The organism is Chitinophaga polysaccharea (genome assembly GCF_902150045.1).
Taxonomy (GTDB): Bacteria; Bacteroidota; Bacteroidia; order Chitinophagales; family Chitinophagaceae; genus Chitinophaga; species Chitinophaga polysaccharea_A.
Map to the genome: position 1 here is coordinate 1 of NZ_CABFVU010000006.1, position 14,733 is coordinate 14,733.

Consider the following 14,733-nt stretch of genomic DNA (forward strand, 5'->3'; position numbering starts at 1 on the left):
GAAGAAGTATAATGGGATAGAGTATACGAGTGAGCTGGATCTGGATATATATGATGCGCAGTTGAGGAATCTGGATCCACAAATTGGCAGGTGGAATCAGATCGATCCGAAGATAGAGAATATGGAGGCATGGTCGCCGTATGCTTCCAACTATGATAACCCAATCAGGTATAATGACTTTTTAGGAGATGAACCAAATGGCCCAGGTGATCCTATTAAAAAGGTTGGTCTTGTTACCGGTAGGGAATATAATCTTACCGCTCCAACTGGCATAGGATCAGGATTAAAATTTATAGGCCAATATATAGCAGGAACAGCGAATGAAATAGTCGCAGGGATAAATCAGAATTTAAATCCTGTCTATGCTGCTGTAAATGGTGTGCAAGCTCTTTCTACGGGTAAGGATATACAAACGGGCCGAGCGATGAGTACAGGGGAAGCATCCATGAGTGTTTTGAGTGCAATACCTATATCAAAGGCCGCAAGTATGGTAGGTAAAATAGCTGGTTTTGCAGAAGGTATGATTGCTCGTGAGGCGACACAAGGTGCAACACAGGGAGTAATGCAAGCTGGCGCTAAGGAAGCATTTAATCCTTCAACTTTTGCAGAAGATATAGTAAAGCTCAATAAAGCTACAGATGGAGGTGGTGTTTTGTTGAATGGGACTCCATCGTCAGCAATTAACTCCGCGATGTATTATGAAACAGCTGCAGAACAAGGGGCTGCAATTTTTAGGTCAATATCGGCTGGACACATGTTTGTCAATGGTAATAAAAGAACAGCAGTAGCGGCATTCCAATTATTTGCTCAACAAAATGACTTAAAAGTCGTAGGGCAGAAGCAAATGATGGATGCATCGACAAAAGTTGCTACAGGGGTAGTTACAGAAGTTTCAGAAATAGTAAAAATGTTAACTAAATAAATATGAATTATATAAGAGAAATAATAGGAAAGAAGAATCCATCACTAGAGGAACTAATTGGTTGTTTTGAGCAGGTTAAAAAAAATGGGGATACTGCTGTAATAAAGTTTGATGGGGAAAGATTAGAAAATGGATATACGATTTTTATTACGTTCCCAACAATCAAGAGGAAGGAGATGATCCGGGCAGATGAAAATGATTTAGTGGTAGGTTTAACAAAAGTATTAACTAGGTATTTAGAAGGGAATTATTAAAATAAGGAATACAGGAGAACTATTGAGTTCTGTATATAAGCGTCGAAGAAAAAGGACTGCCTCGTCAATACCGGGCAGTCCTTTTTGTTTATCTGGAATATGCTTTTTTAGTTTTGTTATAAGTGATAGCCATATCAATGAAGTAGTAAATTTTTTCTTTTTCCTCCTCCGGTAAGGCTTCAATATCTTCTATTCTTTTAAGGAGCTTTTTATCCAGTACCATGCTGGTAGAGCCACCAATCAGGTAATCCACGGTAACGCCCAGTTCATCCGCAATTTTTTTAGCCATCTCAATAGAAGGCTTGATCTCACCACGTTCATAGCGTCCAATAATGGGCGCTGAAGTTCCCACTCTTTTAGCCAGTTCGTCCTGGGATATTTTAAGCTGCTTACGCTGCGTAGCAATGTGTTCACCAAAAGTCATAAAAAGGTACTTTAAATACCCTGTAAAAGCAGGGGGTTAACAAATTTAGTTACTTATTTATGCTAGTCAAAATAAATAGGTATTGGTTAATTAAAACCAATCCATTACTTTTGTTACCAATTGGTACTATAAAATATTTTTCCACATGGGAACAAAACAAATCCGACTAGTCAAGTTACACGGCAAATATCAGGAATTAAAAGAATGCCGCAATCCAGGCGGGCGCTATGTTGCGTGGCTCAATGTCAGTGGGCTATGGTTAGAGAAAGCAGGTTTTAATGTGGGGGATCAGGTGGAGATTACAGTGGGAGAAGAAACACTGATAATAAAAAGAAAGCCTGGTCATGGAAATCAAGGACATTAAGCAGCAGTTGTCTATCGGTCAGGTGCTTGCCCACTATGGTTTACAGCCTGATAAACATCAGCGGGTATTGTGTCCGTTCCATCCTGATAAAACGCCTTCTTTACAGCTTTACCCTAAAACAGACACCTATCATTGCTTTAGCAGTAACTGTAATGCTGGTACCGGTGATGTGATCAGGTTTATACAGCTGATGGAAAAGTGTAGTACACATGAGGCCATCATGAAAGCTAAATCCTTGTCGGGCGTGGGTAATGCCGTATCTCCAAAGCAAGTATCTGAAACCCCGTCATCATTAAATAATGAAGCGGATCTGTTAGAGCGGGAGGCGTTAATGGTAAAGGTGTTCAGCTATTATAAGAAAGCACTACCCGTTAGTAAAAGAGCCATCCAGTACCTGCAAGGGCGCAGTATAGATTACGGGCTGCATGATATGGGTTATAATAGTGGAGGCTTGCATACAGAAAGTAAAAACCATCACCTGGTTAATAGCATGGTAAAGTATGGGTTGCTGAAAGCTAATGCGGTGCATGGTTACAGCGTATGGGCAAAGGAGAGTGTAATCTTCCCTTTACGTAATCATGAAAATAAAATAGTATCCCTGTACGGCCGTAGTATCAGTAATAATGAGGATCAGCGGCATTTTTATTTAACCGGTCGTTCTGGCCTATATCCCTGTTATCCTACGCCTGGTGCCACAAGGTTAATACTTACAGAAAGTGTAATAGATGCTGCCAGTCTGTTACAGCAAGCGGAAATCAGTACAGCGTATGAAGTATTAGCCTTGTATGGCACTAATGGTCTTACTACGGAACATCAGCAGGCCATTATTGCCAGCACCGGTTTACAGGAAATTATCTTTATGCTGGATGGTGATGATGCAGGAAAAGCCGCTACCGTAAAGCATAGTAATACGTTGTTGCAGTTGCTGCCCCGTGTAAAGATCACTACCATACAGCTTCCTGATGGGGAAGATATAAACAGCGTACTACAATCCCATGATGATAGCCGTGTCCTGGTGGAGCTGATCGAAGGCAGGCAGCCCGTGTCTTTTTATACTGCCCCAGAAACCGTGCCTACTGAAAACCTTACTACACCTGTATTGGTGGAGAGTGATGCCAGGCTGAATACGGTTAATCCGGAGTTGTTAATTTATGATGGTGGTGTATTGCTTATTACTGTTTTAGGAGGCATCAAAATAACCGGTTTAGACCGGTTGCGGGTAACACTGAAAATAGAGCATAAGCAAAAACAGTTATTGCCGCTGCGTCATCATCTGGACCTTTATAACCATAGCCATACACAAGGGTAATCAGCCAGGTATCAGCCTCCTATGATATGAGCCAGCAGGTAGTTACAGCCATTATTGCGCAGCTAACAAATGCGCTGGAAGGTTACCGGGTGCAACGTATGGAAAGTATGCAACCTAAATCAGCAGCTAAACCGGAGTTATCACCAGCACAACGGGAAGCAGCTATTAATTACCTGAAAGCGCCTGATCTATTAAAGCGTACCAGCGAAGATATAGGCAGGTCGGGCCTTGTAGGGGAAGAAGTAAACCGGATGATTGCTTACCTGGTGTACAGTAGCCGTAAACAACACACTCCGCTGCATATTATGTTTTTAGGCAGCAGTGGCAGCGGTAAAACCTATCTGCAGGAACGGGTATCAGACCTGATCCCTGCAGGAGATAAAATAGAGATTACACAGATAACAGAAAATGCGTTTTATTACTTTAAGCAGGACGAGCTAAAACATAAGCTGCTACTGATCGAGGATCTGGACGGAGCGGAAACTTCCCTGTATCCCTTGCGGGAACTGCAAAGTAAAAAACGTATCACTAAAACGGTTACCCTAAAAGACAATAAAGGCAACCTGAAAACGGTTACTGTTATGGTAGAGGGCCCGGTAAGTGTGAGCGGTTGTACCACACGGGAAAAGCTATACGAAGATAATGCCAACCGTTGCCTGCTGCTGTATGTGGATGCCAGTAAAGAACAGGACCGGCGTATCATGGAATACCAGACCCGCCAGAGTGCGGGAGCAGTTAACTACAGCCAGGAACAGGGCATTAAACAGCTTTTTAGGAATGTACAGCAGGTGCTGCAACCGGTACGGGTGGTGAATCCCTATGCAGGCTGTATCCATCTACCGGAGCAAATTTTTAAGCCGCGTAGAACCATGACGCTGTTATTATCGTTTATAGAAACGATCACCTTTTATCATCAGTATCAGCGGGAAGTAAAGCGGGATAGTAACGGGCAGTCCTATATTGAAACTACGCCGGATGATATTGCTGCTGCGTTTGAGTTGTTAAAGGAGGTGATGTTTAGTAAGGGTGATGAACTGGCAAGGGCTACGAGGATCTTTTTAGAACAGCTGAGAGATTACCTGCATAATAATGGGGAGGATAGTTTTACTCCACAGCAGATAAGGAAGCAGTTCAGGCTACAGCCCCGTACCGTACAGCGTTACATCAGGGAATTACATCAATACGGTTATATCCGTCAGGTAAGCGGTTATAAGCATCGTCAGGGTTTTGAATATGTTATCTTAGACGGTAATGAATATAAGGAGCTTACCCGCCTTATAGATGATCAATTACAGGCCATACTCTCCGGATTACAATCTACTACGCCTACTGCGACAGTGCCGCGACAGTGAGTTACTGTCGCAGTAAGAGGTGCCACAGTAAAGGTTTTAAGTTACTGCGACAACTGCGACAGTGAAAAAGACTATAGTAGTAATTTTTTTATCTTCTCTTTTACTCCGTTTAGTCCCTCTCTTATTATTAAAATTTATTGTTTATGGAAACAGTGTACGTACTGCACAGTAATGAGCATGTATTACTATGTGCAGGCTTTAAGCAGTGGCTTGAAACGGTTAATTATGCGGAGTGTAGCGTATATAACCTGCCGCGTTATGTAGGTGGGTTCCTGTATTATCAGGAGCAGCGCGGTAAGATGGGGCTGCAGCAGCTAACGGCAGCCGATGCCAGCAGTTATATAGATCATCTGAAAATGCAAACCGGTATCCGTACTGGCCGTGGATATAGTGCAGGACATATTAATAAGTACGTGCAGGCTTTACAACTGTTTAGCCGTTACCTGCGTGAAACCAGTAAAAGCGGGATAGGCTTTAATCTGGAATGGTTGGAGGATAGCAGAAATAAACCTGTATGGTTAACCGTGCAGGAAATCCAGCAACTATATGAGGCTACAGATGATAGTGTGTTAGGTCTGCGTGACCAAGCTATACTGGCGGTGTTCTATGGTTGTGGGCTGCGACTGAATGAGGGAGCCGGTCTTGAGGTAGGCGATGTTGTTACAGATCGTCGGTTATTGTATGTACGTAAAGGTAAGGGGTACAAGGAAAGGTATGTACCTATGGCTGGTGGCAGTTACGAACAGTTGCGGTTATACATAGAACATGGCCGCCCTCAGTTGTTGCAAACATCTTCACAAATGCTGTTTATAGGCGCAAATAAGGGCAGAGGGCTCACGAAGCAGAGTTTATATGTACGTATTAAGGGACTGGCTAAAAAGGCCGGATTAATCAAAAATATAGGCACACATACGCTGCGGCACAGCATAGCCACCCACTTGTTACAATCAGGTATGAGCCTTGAACAGATACAGGATTTTTTAGGACATGAGGTATTAGACAGCACACAGATTTATACTCACCTTGTAAATGATATGCTATGATGTTCACTGATTATCTAAAGCAGAAGGGGCACAGTGGCTCTACCATCAGCACTTACAACAAGTACCTGGCCTACCTTACAGAGTGGTTACAACAGGAGCAGTTATCAGCTGATGTTATCAGTTATACGGAACTGCTGGATTTTATCCGTCATCTGCAATCCATGAATAAAAGTAAAGCCCTGATAAATGCTATCTTATGCCCGGTGCGACATTACTTTAATTACCTGGTGGCGGAAAGTAAACGTACCGATAACCCCGCTACAGGCTTGTTTATGAAAGGCATTATCCGGCGGTTGCCTAATAGCCTGTTAAGCCATGATGAAATGATCCATCTATATGAATGTTACAGGTTGCAATTACTGGTAGATGCCTCAAAGAAAATTATGTTAGGTCTGATAATCCATCAGGGAGTAACGGTGGAGGAACTGAAACGGCTATATGTAACGGATATTTACCTAAAGGAAGGTAAGGTTTTTATTAGTGGCAGCAGTCATAGTAATGAAAGGTGGCTAAGGCTGGAAGCTACGCAGGTGCTGGAACTACAAGCCTATATAAAAGCTAATAAGTTTAAAACCGGTCCGTTGCTACAGGAAAATAAGAAACGCAAAGCGAGTGCTAATAACATCGTAAATCAGGTGGGTGGTATGATGCGGCAGTTACGGCAGCTTAATGCTAAAGTGATCGATGCAAAGCAGATCAGGAGCAGTGTAATAACAAATTGGTTAAAACAATACAACCTGCGACAGGTGCAGTATATGGCTGGTCACCGGTATGTGAGTAGTACGCAGCGTTATAAACTCAGCAACATGGATGATCTTCAAAATGCCTTGCAACGGTACCATCCGTTGAAATAGTGCGGGTTCTATCTAAAATGATATATCCCTACCCGTTATTATAAAGCCTTTATGTTGAAGGAAAAGCGGTCTCACTGCGGGCTTGGTCGGCAAAAAGGCGCGCCAGTCCTACGCCCAGCCCTTCCGCTGCGCTTCAGGGGCTGCGCTGCGGCCTGTCACGCTTTTTGCGCTCCTGCGCCCTCCGTTCGTCTAGCTCCCGGTCTGGCTAAGGGCTGTTTTTAATCGTGGTTGCCTTAATGCCCGCCATCCCTTCGCTGTCCATTTTTGTCCGCCCCCCGCTCTCCCCCCTGGCCTTCCATTTTTGATTTTGCCGTCCGCTGGCGCTCCCGGCGAGATAAAGGACGAAGGCGCGGCCTGCTGCGGCTCGCCCTCGCTGGGCCCTTCCGCTGCGCTTCAGGGCCTGCGCTCTGGCTGCCGCCGCAGCGGCCAGGGGGGAATGGCGGTGTGGGGCGGAAGACGTTTTGTTAGGGCGACAGAATATAGCCATCAGCGTTATACCGCTGACCCGGCGACGGGAGAATAAACGGCGCGAACACCAGCGTCAGTACCTTGATCAGCTCTTGTACTATCGCGCTTCCGTCCGGGGATGGATGATGTGATCAGCGGCAGAATATAGGCTGGGCGATAAATCTATGATCAACATGAGAATATAAAATCAGCAGCAGTAACACATCATCTATCCCCAGACGGTGACCGCGTTTTATGACCGATCAGATTTTTTTCTTTCATATGAAAAAATAAAATCCGTTATTTTTAGTGGTAGAAGTTCTTTGAGACCGGTGTTGGAGGAGACGCATTATTATCCGTTTGGGTTGACAATGGCGGGGATTAGTGCGAATGCGTTGAAGGGAGCGAGTTATGCGGAGAATAGGTTGAAGTATAATGGGAAGGAGCTGCAGTCGAAAGAGTTTGGAGATGGAAGTGGGTTGGAGTGGTATGATTACGGGGCGAGGATGTATGACGCGCAGATAGGGAGATTTGGTAAGATTGATAGATATGCAAGGCTAGCGGAAGATTTTTCTCCTTATCATTATGCTAATAATAATCCTTTTTTATACATTGATATTAATGGTGATTCTACGGTGCCTGTCAATCAGGTTAGCTGGCCTAATTTTGACACCAAAAATGATGAGATTGGATTAAGTCCTGTAACGATTACACCTAACTCCGGATCAGATCAGTCAAGTAGTAATACAACAAGCACTACGGCTTCTTCTTCAAATTCAAGTTGGTATACATGGGGTGGCAGAGGTAATTATGCATATGGAAACACCACTTCTGTATTGGAAACGCTACCAGGTACATTTAGAATTACTAATGGAGTTCAAAGGCAATTTAGCCCTAAATATTATAACAGTGGTTGGATAGGAGGTAGTAAAGCAGGTATTAGAACCTATAAGGTAGCTAGGTGGGCAAAGGCAGGAGGAATAGTTAGTTTAGGTATAGGAACCGCAATGGATGCCGTGGCTGTAAAAAATTACTATGAAAAGGGACCAGATGATCCTAACTCAACACATCCTGCCAAGGCAGGCTTGAATTTAGGTATGGGTCTTTATGGTTTACAATATAACCCTTTGGCAGCAGGTGTTTATTTTGGTGTAGACGCATTTTATCCTGGAGGTTGGCCTGGTTATGCTAATGATTACGAGCAATTGCAGAATGCGAACCAGCAAATTTTGGGTGATGGATTTATAACAGCCCCGTTTGGTGCAATGAAACAGTAAATGAATAATATTTTAGTATGAAGAACGGATATAAATATTTTTTTTATAAGATGTATAGGTTCGCTGAAAAAGTTCCGTCCCCTTGGTGGAGTGAGTGGAAAGCGGCATTTTATCTGAGTATTATAGAGTTGATGTTTTTAATGTCTTTGGAAGGGTATTTATTAATTATGTATAGGATTGATATTTTTAAAATTTTTTTCAATATTCCTTTGATCCTTGTTTTACTAGGGCTTAACTACATGCTATTTTTACATAATGATAAATGGAAGTTGTATATTAAAGAATTGGATAAGCAATCTAGAAGACAGCAGCTTATAGGAGGATTAATTGTTTGGTCGCTAGTATTTTTAATTTTTGCGAATTTGATTTTTATGTTTTATCTAATGAGTAGAATAGATTGGTCATTGTATAGATAGGGCCATATTCTTTTGCTATAAGATTATTTATAAAGCCGCAGGTGTTCAGCACTTGCGGCTTTATAATTTATATGCTTTACGTGCTTTGTAATCGCGTAAGTAGGTATCAATGATATTAAAAAGAATCGTTTTAGTGTTAGGGTCAATGGCTTCAATCTCTTCAATGCGTTTAATCGTCTCTTTGTCATAAGAGGCGTGTTTACCTTCCCCGATCAGATAGTCAACGGTAACATCAAAAGCCCTGGCGATTTTAGCCGCCATCTCAATAGAGGGGCTGTTCTCGTTGCGTTCATACTTGCCAATAATATCTCGCGGCTTCCACGGCTTTTGCCAGATCGGCTTGTGACCAGCTTTTATGCTTCCGCAACTCTGTAATTTTATCTACGATGTTAAGCATGTTACACTAAAGATTAGGAATTATAACAGGTTCTTGCAAAGGTAGTTAAAGAAAGTACACAAAAAAAGAAGATGTTACTTATTGGAATAAGAAACAAGTTCTACATTTTTGCCAGATGTTACACAATCAAATATTTTTCCACATGGCAAAAAAATACCAGATTAGTAAAACTGCATGGCAAGTATCAGGAGTTAAAAGACTGTTATAATCCCGGCGGTCGTTATGTAGCCTGGCTGAATGTAAGCGGGCTATGGTTAGAGAAAGCAGGTTTTAATGTAGGGAATCAGGTAGAAATTACAGTAGGAGAAGAAACGCTGACGATAAAAAGAAAGTCTGGTCATGGAGATAAAGGACATTAAGCAGCAATTATCTATCGGCGAAGTGATTAGCCATTATGGTTTACAGCCTGATAAACATCAGCGGGTCTTGTGTCCGTTCCATCCTGATAAAGCACCTTCTTTCCAGCTTTACCCTAAAACAGATACCTATCATTGCTTTAGTAGTAACTGCAACGCTGGTACTGGTGACGTGATAAAATTTATACAGCTGATAGAAAAGTGTAGTACACATGAAGCTATTATGAAAGCTAAATCACTGCTGGGCGCAGGTAATGCCATACCTCAAAAGCAAGTATCTGAAACCTCGCCACCGAGCAGTATAATCTGCGACAGGTGCAGTATATGGCTGGTCATCGGTATGTGAGCAGTACGCAGCGTTATAAACTCAGTAACATGGATGATCTTCAAAATGCCCTGCGACAGTATCATCCGTTAAAATAGTGCTGCTCCACTCTAAAATAACATATCCCTTCCAGTTAGTATAAAGCCTTTATGCCAGAAGGGAAAGCGGTCTCACTGCGGGCTTAGTCGGCAAAAAGCGCGCCAGTCCTACGCCCAGCCCTTCCGCTGCGCTTCAGGGGCTGCGCTGCGGCCTGTCACGCTTTTTGCGCTCCCTCGCCCTCCGTTCGTCCAGCTCCCGGTCTGGCTAAGGGCTGTTTTTAATCATGGTGGCCTTAATGCCCGCCATCCCTTCGCTGTCCATTTTTGTCCGCCCCCCGCTATCCCCCCCTGGCCTTCCATTTTTGATTTTGCCGTCCGCTGGCGCTCCCGGCGAGATAAAGGACGAAGGCGCGGCCTGCTGCGGCTCGCCCTCGCTAGGCCCTTCCGCTGCGCTCCAGGGCCTGCGCTCTGGCTACCGCCGCAGCGGCCAGGGGGGAATGGCGGTGTGGGGCGGAAGACGTTTTGTTGGGGCGACAGGATATAGCCATCAGCGTTATACCGCTGACCCGGCGACGGGAGAATAAACGGCGCGAACACCAGCGTCAGTACCTTGATCAGCTCTTGTACTATCGCGCTTCCGTCCGGGGATGGATGATGTGATCAGCGGCAGAATATAGGCTGGGCGATAAATCTATGATCAACATGAGAATATAAAATCAGCAGCAGTAACACATCATCTATCCCCAGACGGTGACCGCGTTTTATGACCGATCAGATTTTTTTCTTTCATATGAAAAAATAAAATCCGTTATTTTTAGTGGTAGAAGTTCTTTGAGACCGGTGTTGGAGGAGACGCATTATTATCCGTTTGGACTCACCATGAGTGGGATATCTTCAAATGCGCTGAAAGGAAGTAATTATCCGGAGAATAGAAAGAAGTATAATGGAAAAGAGCTACAATCCAAAGAGTTCGGAGATGGATCAGGGTTAGAGTGGTACGACTATGGAGCAAGAATGTATGATGCGCAGATAGGAAGGTGGCATGTTATAGATCCTAAATCTGAGACTTATTCTTTGGTAACTCCGTACAATTATGCATTAAATAATCCGATATTATTTGTTGATCCGGATGGTAAAGATGTTGGAGTAAGTATTGATCGCGAAAATCATCGAATAGTTCTGTCTTCCACTATTTATGTCTTTGGCAATGGTGCAAAAGATAAAGCTGCGTCTTATTCAGAAGCTGCAAAAAAATATGCCGGACTTGGTGGAGAATATAAAGATGATGAGGGAAATACTTGGAGTATTAGCATTAATATGGATTTTGTGGAAGGTACACCCGAGGATCAGAGAAGAATAGAGGAAGCTGGAAGTGGAGTGGCAGCGGAGAATATGCTTTTTTTAGATCCAGGGAGAGAAGGTGCGAGCAATGTTTCAGTTGTTGGGCCGGATGGAAGGCCTGAGAATAATGTAAAGCAAGAAACTGAATTTAGGAATGGAATACATGTTCCGGTGAATAAAACGTTTCTTACTTCACGTAAATCTGAACTGCAAAGTACTTCTGTTTATTACTCATCAGCCCTGACAGCTATTCATGAAACACTTCATCAATACGGCTTAAGCGATAGGTATAAAGGCAAGAATGGATTGAAAGAAACACCGGCGAATTATAAAAATGACATAATGGGAGAGGCTTATGGTTTAAAAGACGCTGGATTTAGTCAAACACATTACAATAATATTGGAAGCCAAATCCTGGAGTTAAGTAAAGTAAAGAAAAGCGATAATTTTATTTCGAATGTGGTTGTTGATTTGGATCAAAATGGAAAACTAAAAGGTCAATAACTATCAAGTATGAACAAGTTTATATCTATACTGCTTTTGCTGGTTATCAGTTCCTGTAACTATAAATTTGTAGTTAATAAGGATAGAGTATATAATTCAAGGAGCGGGTATTTACTTTTCTTGAATAGGCAGAAATTTTTCTTTCCCTCAAAGAATATCGAAGGGAATAATTTTTTTTCAGACAGGAAAAAAAGACCTGGCTACATCATATCCTTTGATAAAGAAGAAGATGTTCTTTATCATGTAGCTGAAAAGTATGTCGTAGATTATAATTATAACGGGGAAGACTCCTCTGTCCTTATTAGAGATACAATTAAAGTTCTTCCAGTTACAATAGGCTCATTGCCTTATAAGTTGAAAGGAAAAAGAGGGAAGGGAGTATTGACTATTAAGTATGTAGATAAATTATTAAACTTAGAATACTATAATACTAACAATGAAGCGGTATGGTCCGTATCTCCTCTCTTATCCCAGGATATTAATGAGGCATCACACTATTACGATCAATAGTGGGAGGGCATGGACTGTTTAAGATATAACAAACAAGTGCCCTGCAATCTGCAGAGCACTTGTTGTTATAATATTTAAATATTTTCTTAATTATTTTTCCCCGCCGGGTCCTGCCTGAACATCTTCGCTAACATCCCATACAACTCCGGGTGCTTCTCCGCCAGCAAATCTGGCCGCTCAAAAAAGTACTCGGATATCACGGCAAAAAACTCCGCTTCATTCATCGCTCCATAAGGATTTATATCTGTATGCCCTTCCGATATCTGCTGAATGGTTTGATGCACCAGCTTCATCCACGGAATGCTATAGCTATGATCCAGCAATTTACTGGGGAAGCCATCTATGGAGCCATCGGTTTTATCCAGCAGATGAACAAATTCATGTATGGCGGTATTGTTTTTATCGGTTACATTGGAGAAGCCTTCCCGCAGGGCGGAGCGGGAAAGGATCATTTGCCCGTTCAGGGCGCCGGAGCCTACCATGCCGAGAATGTTACGGCGATTGCCCTCATACTGGTAGCTTTCGTCAAAGGTATCAGGGTAAAGGATCACGTTGGTAAGATTAAAATATTCCCAGTCTTTGAACCCAAAAATAGGTATGATGCCACTGGCAGCTACCAGCACACGATCCAGCGGTTCTACTTCGGTGCCTACGCCTTCTATGCTGGTGCGTTTGAGGAAGCGTCGCACCATGGCTTCAAAACGTGTTTTGTCGGCAGGTTGCAGTTGCTGGTAATAGCGTACATGTTCTTCTAACAACGACTGGTACCCATCGGGTACGGCCGTTTTCTTCCCTTTCCGGCGACTGTACATATTCTGAAAGTACAGGAACAGGATAAGCCCTATCATTATTAATCCAAATAAAACCATATCTGTAGTTATTTTCTGTATGCTTTAAACTCTGATCCTTTCTTCCATGCAGGGAAACTGCTTTCATTGCTGAGCTGGTAGCCAACGTCGAACAGGAGGCGGATGTCTTCTACCATGCCGTCCATGTTCCAGGTATTGGCGTCAAATTCATCGGCAGGGGAGTGGTAACGCAAACGGTTATACGCTGCGGTTTGCTCTTTCCCCCAGCTGGGTTCGTGTCCTAATGCATCGTTGCCTGGGCCGATATATAACCCCGGTACGCCTTTCTTGGCGAAGTTGAAATGGTCGGAACGGAAAAACCATCCGCCTTCAGGATTGGCTTCCGGAACAGTGATCCGCCCTTGCTTTTGGGCAGCGCGCCGGGCATATTCATCGAGCTCCGATTGTCCATATCCTATTACCGTGATATCACGGGTACGGCCAAACGTATTGAGTACATCAAGGTTAACGTCGGCAACGGTTTTCTCCATCGGGAATACCGGGTGCCCGGCATAATATTCCGAGCCCAGCAATCCCTGTTCTTCCCCGGTAACCGAAAGGAACAGGATGGAACGGGCCGGCGCCTGCGGCAGCCTGGTAAAGGCTGTGGCCAGTTCCAGCAGTCCCGCGGTGCCGGTGGCGTTGTCTACGGCGCCATTGTAAATGGAGTCGCCTTTAATGGGCTCGCCTATCCCAAAATGATCCCAGTGAGCGGAATATACTACACATTCCTGCGGGCGTTTGGCGCCGGGTAAAATAGCCAGCACATTATGCGAGGTGGATTTTTTGATGGTATTATTTATAACAAGAGACGTATTTAAATGAAGATCCACCGGCTTGAAACCTTTCGTCCTGGCTTGCTGCATAATAGCGGGCGATACGCCGGCCAGTTGGAATATCTTCTTTGCCGCATCCAGCGTGATCCAGCCTTCCAGCGCGGTACGATGCATGTTGTTATTGGCGGTTTGTAGATGCAGCTTGGAATTGGACCAGCCGCTGCGTACCACCTTCCACGGATAACTGGCTGCAGCCGTTTCATGAATGATGATCACGCCGGTAGCGCCCTGTCGCGATGCCTCTTCAAATTTATAGGTCCAGCGCCCATAGTAGGTCATCACTCGGCCTTTGAACAGGGTGCTGTCTGCAAAGCCGGGATCGTTGATCATCACTATCACTGTTTTCCCTTTTACATCCAGTCCTTTATAATCGTTCCAGTTGTATTCGGGTGCTACAATACCGTAACCGGCAAATACCAGTTCACTCGTGGGAATGGTTACCTGTTCCTGTACCCGGCGGGTGGCTGCTACAAAATCTTCCAGGTATTGTAACGACAATTCACCATTAGGGCCTTTTATCACCAGGTTGCCGGAGGGTTTGGAACTGATGGATACCATCGGGACCTCCTGGAAATAGCTGTTGCCGTTGCCAGGCTTTAGTCCCAGCTGCTTAAATTGTGCAGCAAGGTATTGAATGGAGCTGTCTTCCCCGCGTGTAAAAGGTTTGCGGCCCTCAAAGGCATCGGAGGCAAGTACGCTGATATGCCGGGCAAAATCGGCCGGGTTAATGGCTTTGATGGCTGTTGAATCCTGCGCCATGAGCCGGGTAAGCGGTAACAGCGCCGCTATAGCCAGTATAATGGATGCTTTCAATGTTTTTATGGTTTATTCAGGGCAAAAATTAGCGGACTTAAGCTAGATTTCCAAAAATAAGCATGGATGATAGTACGCGGATATTTTTTAAATAGCGTGGGAA

At 43.9% G+C, this 14,733-nt stretch carries 17 protein-coding genes; 13 read left to right on the plus strand and 4 right to left on the minus strand.

Annotated elements, in window-relative coordinates; genetic code table 11:
- Nucleotides 1–922, plus strand: a 922-nt coding sequence (locus FN124_RS29970) for a type II toxin-antitoxin system death-on-curing family toxin (RefSeq protein WP_142688494.1), incomplete at its 5' end; no start/stop codon positions are given.
- Nucleotides 923–924: 2 nt separating this feature from the next.
- The gene (locus FN124_RS29975) at nt 925–1,176 is read left to right on the plus strand and encodes a hypothetical protein (protein WP_142688495.1); all 252 of its coding nucleotides are present in this window, start codon (nt 925–927) and stop codon (nt 1,174–1,176) included.
- A gap of 88 nt (nt 1,177–1,264) precedes the next feature.
- On the opposite strand, the gene FN124_RS29980 is transcribed toward FN124_RS29975, so the two are convergent.
- Entirely contained in the window at nt 1,265–1,600 is a 336-nt protein-coding gene (locus FN124_RS29980) for a helix-turn-helix domain-containing protein (RefSeq protein ID WP_142688496.1), read from the minus strand.
- Between the two features lie 145 nt (nt 1,601–1,745).
- Between FN124_RS29980 and FN124_RS29985 the strand changes: the two genes are divergently transcribed.
- From FN124_RS29985 to FN124_RS30015, 7 genes are all read left to right on the plus strand, one after another.
- Complete coding sequence (locus FN124_RS29985) at nt 1,746–1,964, plus strand: SymE family type I addiction module toxin (protein ID WP_142688497.1); 219 nt, start codon at nt 1,746–1,748, stop codon at nt 1,962–1,964.
- A complete protein-coding gene (locus tag FN124_RS29990; protein WP_142688498.1) occupies nt 1,945–3,273 on the plus strand; it encodes a CHC2 zinc finger domain-containing protein in 1,329 nt (442 codons plus the stop codon). Before FN124_RS29985 ends, FN124_RS29990 begins: the two co-directional genes overlap by 20 nt.
- A gap of 26 nt (nt 3,274–3,299) precedes the next feature.
- Nucleotides 3,300–4,625: an MTBMA_p00010-related P-loop-containing protein gene (locus FN124_RS29995; protein WP_142688499.1), complete on the plus strand. Its 1,326-nt coding sequence runs from the start codon at nt 3,300–3,302 to the stop codon at nt 4,623–4,625.
- 143 nt (nt 4,626–4,768) lie between these two features.
- Complete coding sequence (locus FN124_RS30000) at nt 4,769–5,668, plus strand: tyrosine-type recombinase/integrase (RefSeq protein ID WP_142688500.1); 900 nt, start codon at nt 4,769–4,771, stop codon at nt 5,666–5,668.
- Nucleotides 5,665–6,522 carry a tyrosine-type recombinase/integrase gene (locus FN124_RS30005; protein WP_142688501.1) on the plus strand — a complete coding sequence of 286 codons (858 nt, stop codon included), beginning with the start codon at nt 5,665–5,667 and terminating at the stop codon, nt 6,520–6,522. Before FN124_RS30000 ends, FN124_RS30005 begins: the two co-directional genes overlap by 4 nt.
- A 689-nt stretch (nt 6,523–7,211) precedes the next feature.
- A complete protein-coding gene (locus FN124_RS30010; protein ID WP_260607624.1) occupies nt 7,212–8,246 on the plus strand; it encodes an RHS repeat-associated core domain-containing protein in 1,035 nt (344 codons plus the stop codon).
- 17 nt (nt 8,247–8,263) lie between these two features.
- Entirely contained in the window at nt 8,264–8,662 is a 399-nt protein-coding gene (locus tag FN124_RS30015; protein WP_142688502.1) for a hypothetical protein, read from the plus strand.
- Nucleotides 8,663–8,722: 60 nt separating this feature from the next.
- Here the strand turns inward: FN124_RS30015 and FN124_RS31870 are convergent, their stop codons facing one another.
- Nucleotides 8,723–9,043, minus strand: a complete 321-nt coding sequence (locus FN124_RS31870) for a helix-turn-helix domain-containing protein (protein WP_221887971.1) — start codon at nt 9,041–9,043, stop codon at nt 8,723–8,725.
- Nucleotides 9,044–9,130: 87 nt separating this feature from the next.
- On the opposite strand from FN124_RS31870, the gene FN124_RS30025 reads away from it, so the two are divergent.
- From FN124_RS30025 to FN124_RS30040, 4 genes are all read left to right on the plus strand, one after another.
- The gene (locus FN124_RS30025) at nt 9,131–9,418 is read left to right on the plus strand and encodes a SymE family type I addiction module toxin (protein ID WP_142688503.1); all 288 of its coding nucleotides are present in this window, start codon (nt 9,131–9,133) and stop codon (nt 9,416–9,418) included.
- Nucleotides 9,399–9,761 carry a CHC2 zinc finger domain-containing protein gene (locus FN124_RS30030; RefSeq protein WP_142688504.1) on the plus strand — a complete coding sequence of 121 codons (363 nt, stop codon included), beginning with the start codon at nt 9,399–9,401 and terminating at the stop codon, nt 9,759–9,761. Before FN124_RS30025 ends, FN124_RS30030 begins: the two co-directional genes overlap by 20 nt.
- An 857-nt stretch (nt 9,762–10,618) precedes the next feature.
- Entirely contained in the window at nt 10,619–11,623 is a 1,005-nt protein-coding gene (locus FN124_RS30035) for an RHS repeat-associated core domain-containing protein (protein ID WP_260607628.1), read from the plus strand.
- A gap of 9 nt (nt 11,624–11,632) precedes the next feature.
- Nucleotides 11,633–12,133 carry a hypothetical protein gene (locus FN124_RS30040; protein ID WP_142688506.1) on the plus strand — a complete coding sequence of 167 codons (501 nt, stop codon included), beginning with the start codon at nt 11,633–11,635 and terminating at the stop codon, nt 12,131–12,133.
- A gap of 86 nt (nt 12,134–12,219) precedes the next feature.
- On the opposite strand, the gene FN124_RS30045 is transcribed toward FN124_RS30040, so the two are convergent.
- Together FN124_RS30045 and FN124_RS30050 are read right to left on the minus strand one after the other, a co-directional pair.
- Nucleotides 12,220–13,002, minus strand: a complete 783-nt coding sequence (locus tag FN124_RS30045; protein WP_142688507.1) for a M90 family metallopeptidase — start codon at nt 13,000–13,002, stop codon at nt 12,220–12,222.
- Between the two features lie 8 nt (nt 13,003–13,010).
- Nucleotides 13,011–14,630, minus strand: a complete 1,620-nt coding sequence (locus FN124_RS30050) for a M28 family metallopeptidase (protein WP_260607626.1) — start codon at nt 14,628–14,630, stop codon at nt 13,011–13,013.
- Nucleotides 14,631–14,733 lie beyond the last annotated feature (103 nt).

Bases quoted from the DNA above. Each gene is read 5' to 3' on its own strand.
- FN124_RS30045 (WP_142688507.1), bottom strand. From the start codon at position 13,002: ATGGTTTTATTTGGATTAATAATGATAGGGCTTATCCTGTTCCTGTAC.
- FN124_RS29975 (WP_142688495.1), top strand. From the start codon at position 925: ATGAATTATATAAGAGAAATAATAGGAAAGAAGAATCCATCACTAGAG.
- FN124_RS30005 (WP_142688501.1), top strand. From the start codon at position 5,665: ATGATGTTCACTGATTATCTAAAGCAGAAGGGGCACAGTGGCTCTACC.
- FN124_RS30015 (WP_142688502.1), top strand. From the start codon at position 8,264: ATGAAGAACGGATATAAATATTTTTTTTATAAGATGTATAGGTTCGCT.
- FN124_RS29990 (WP_142688498.1), top strand. From the start codon at position 1,945: ATGGAAATCAAGGACATTAAGCAGCAGTTGTCTATCGGTCAGGTGCTT.
- FN124_RS29980 (WP_142688496.1), bottom strand. From the start codon at position 1,600: ATGACTTTTGGTGAACACATTGCTACGCAGCGTAAGCAGCTTAAAATA.
- FN124_RS29995 (WP_142688499.1), top strand. From the start codon at position 3,300: ATGAGCCAGCAGGTAGTTACAGCCATTATTGCGCAGCTAACAAATGCG.
- FN124_RS30030 (WP_142688504.1), top strand. From the start codon at position 9,399: ATGGAGATAAAGGACATTAAGCAGCAATTATCTATCGGCGAAGTGATT.
- FN124_RS30000 (WP_142688500.1), top strand. From the start codon at position 4,769: ATGGAAACAGTGTACGTACTGCACAGTAATGAGCATGTATTACTATGT.
- FN124_RS29985 (WP_142688497.1), top strand. From the start codon at position 1,746: ATGGGAACAAAACAAATCCGACTAGTCAAGTTACACGGCAAATATCAG.
- FN124_RS30025 (WP_142688503.1), top strand. From the start codon at position 9,131: ATGTTACTTATTGGAATAAGAAACAAGTTCTACATTTTTGCCAGATGT.
- FN124_RS30040 (WP_142688506.1), top strand. From the start codon at position 11,633: ATGAACAAGTTTATATCTATACTGCTTTTGCTGGTTATCAGTTCCTGT.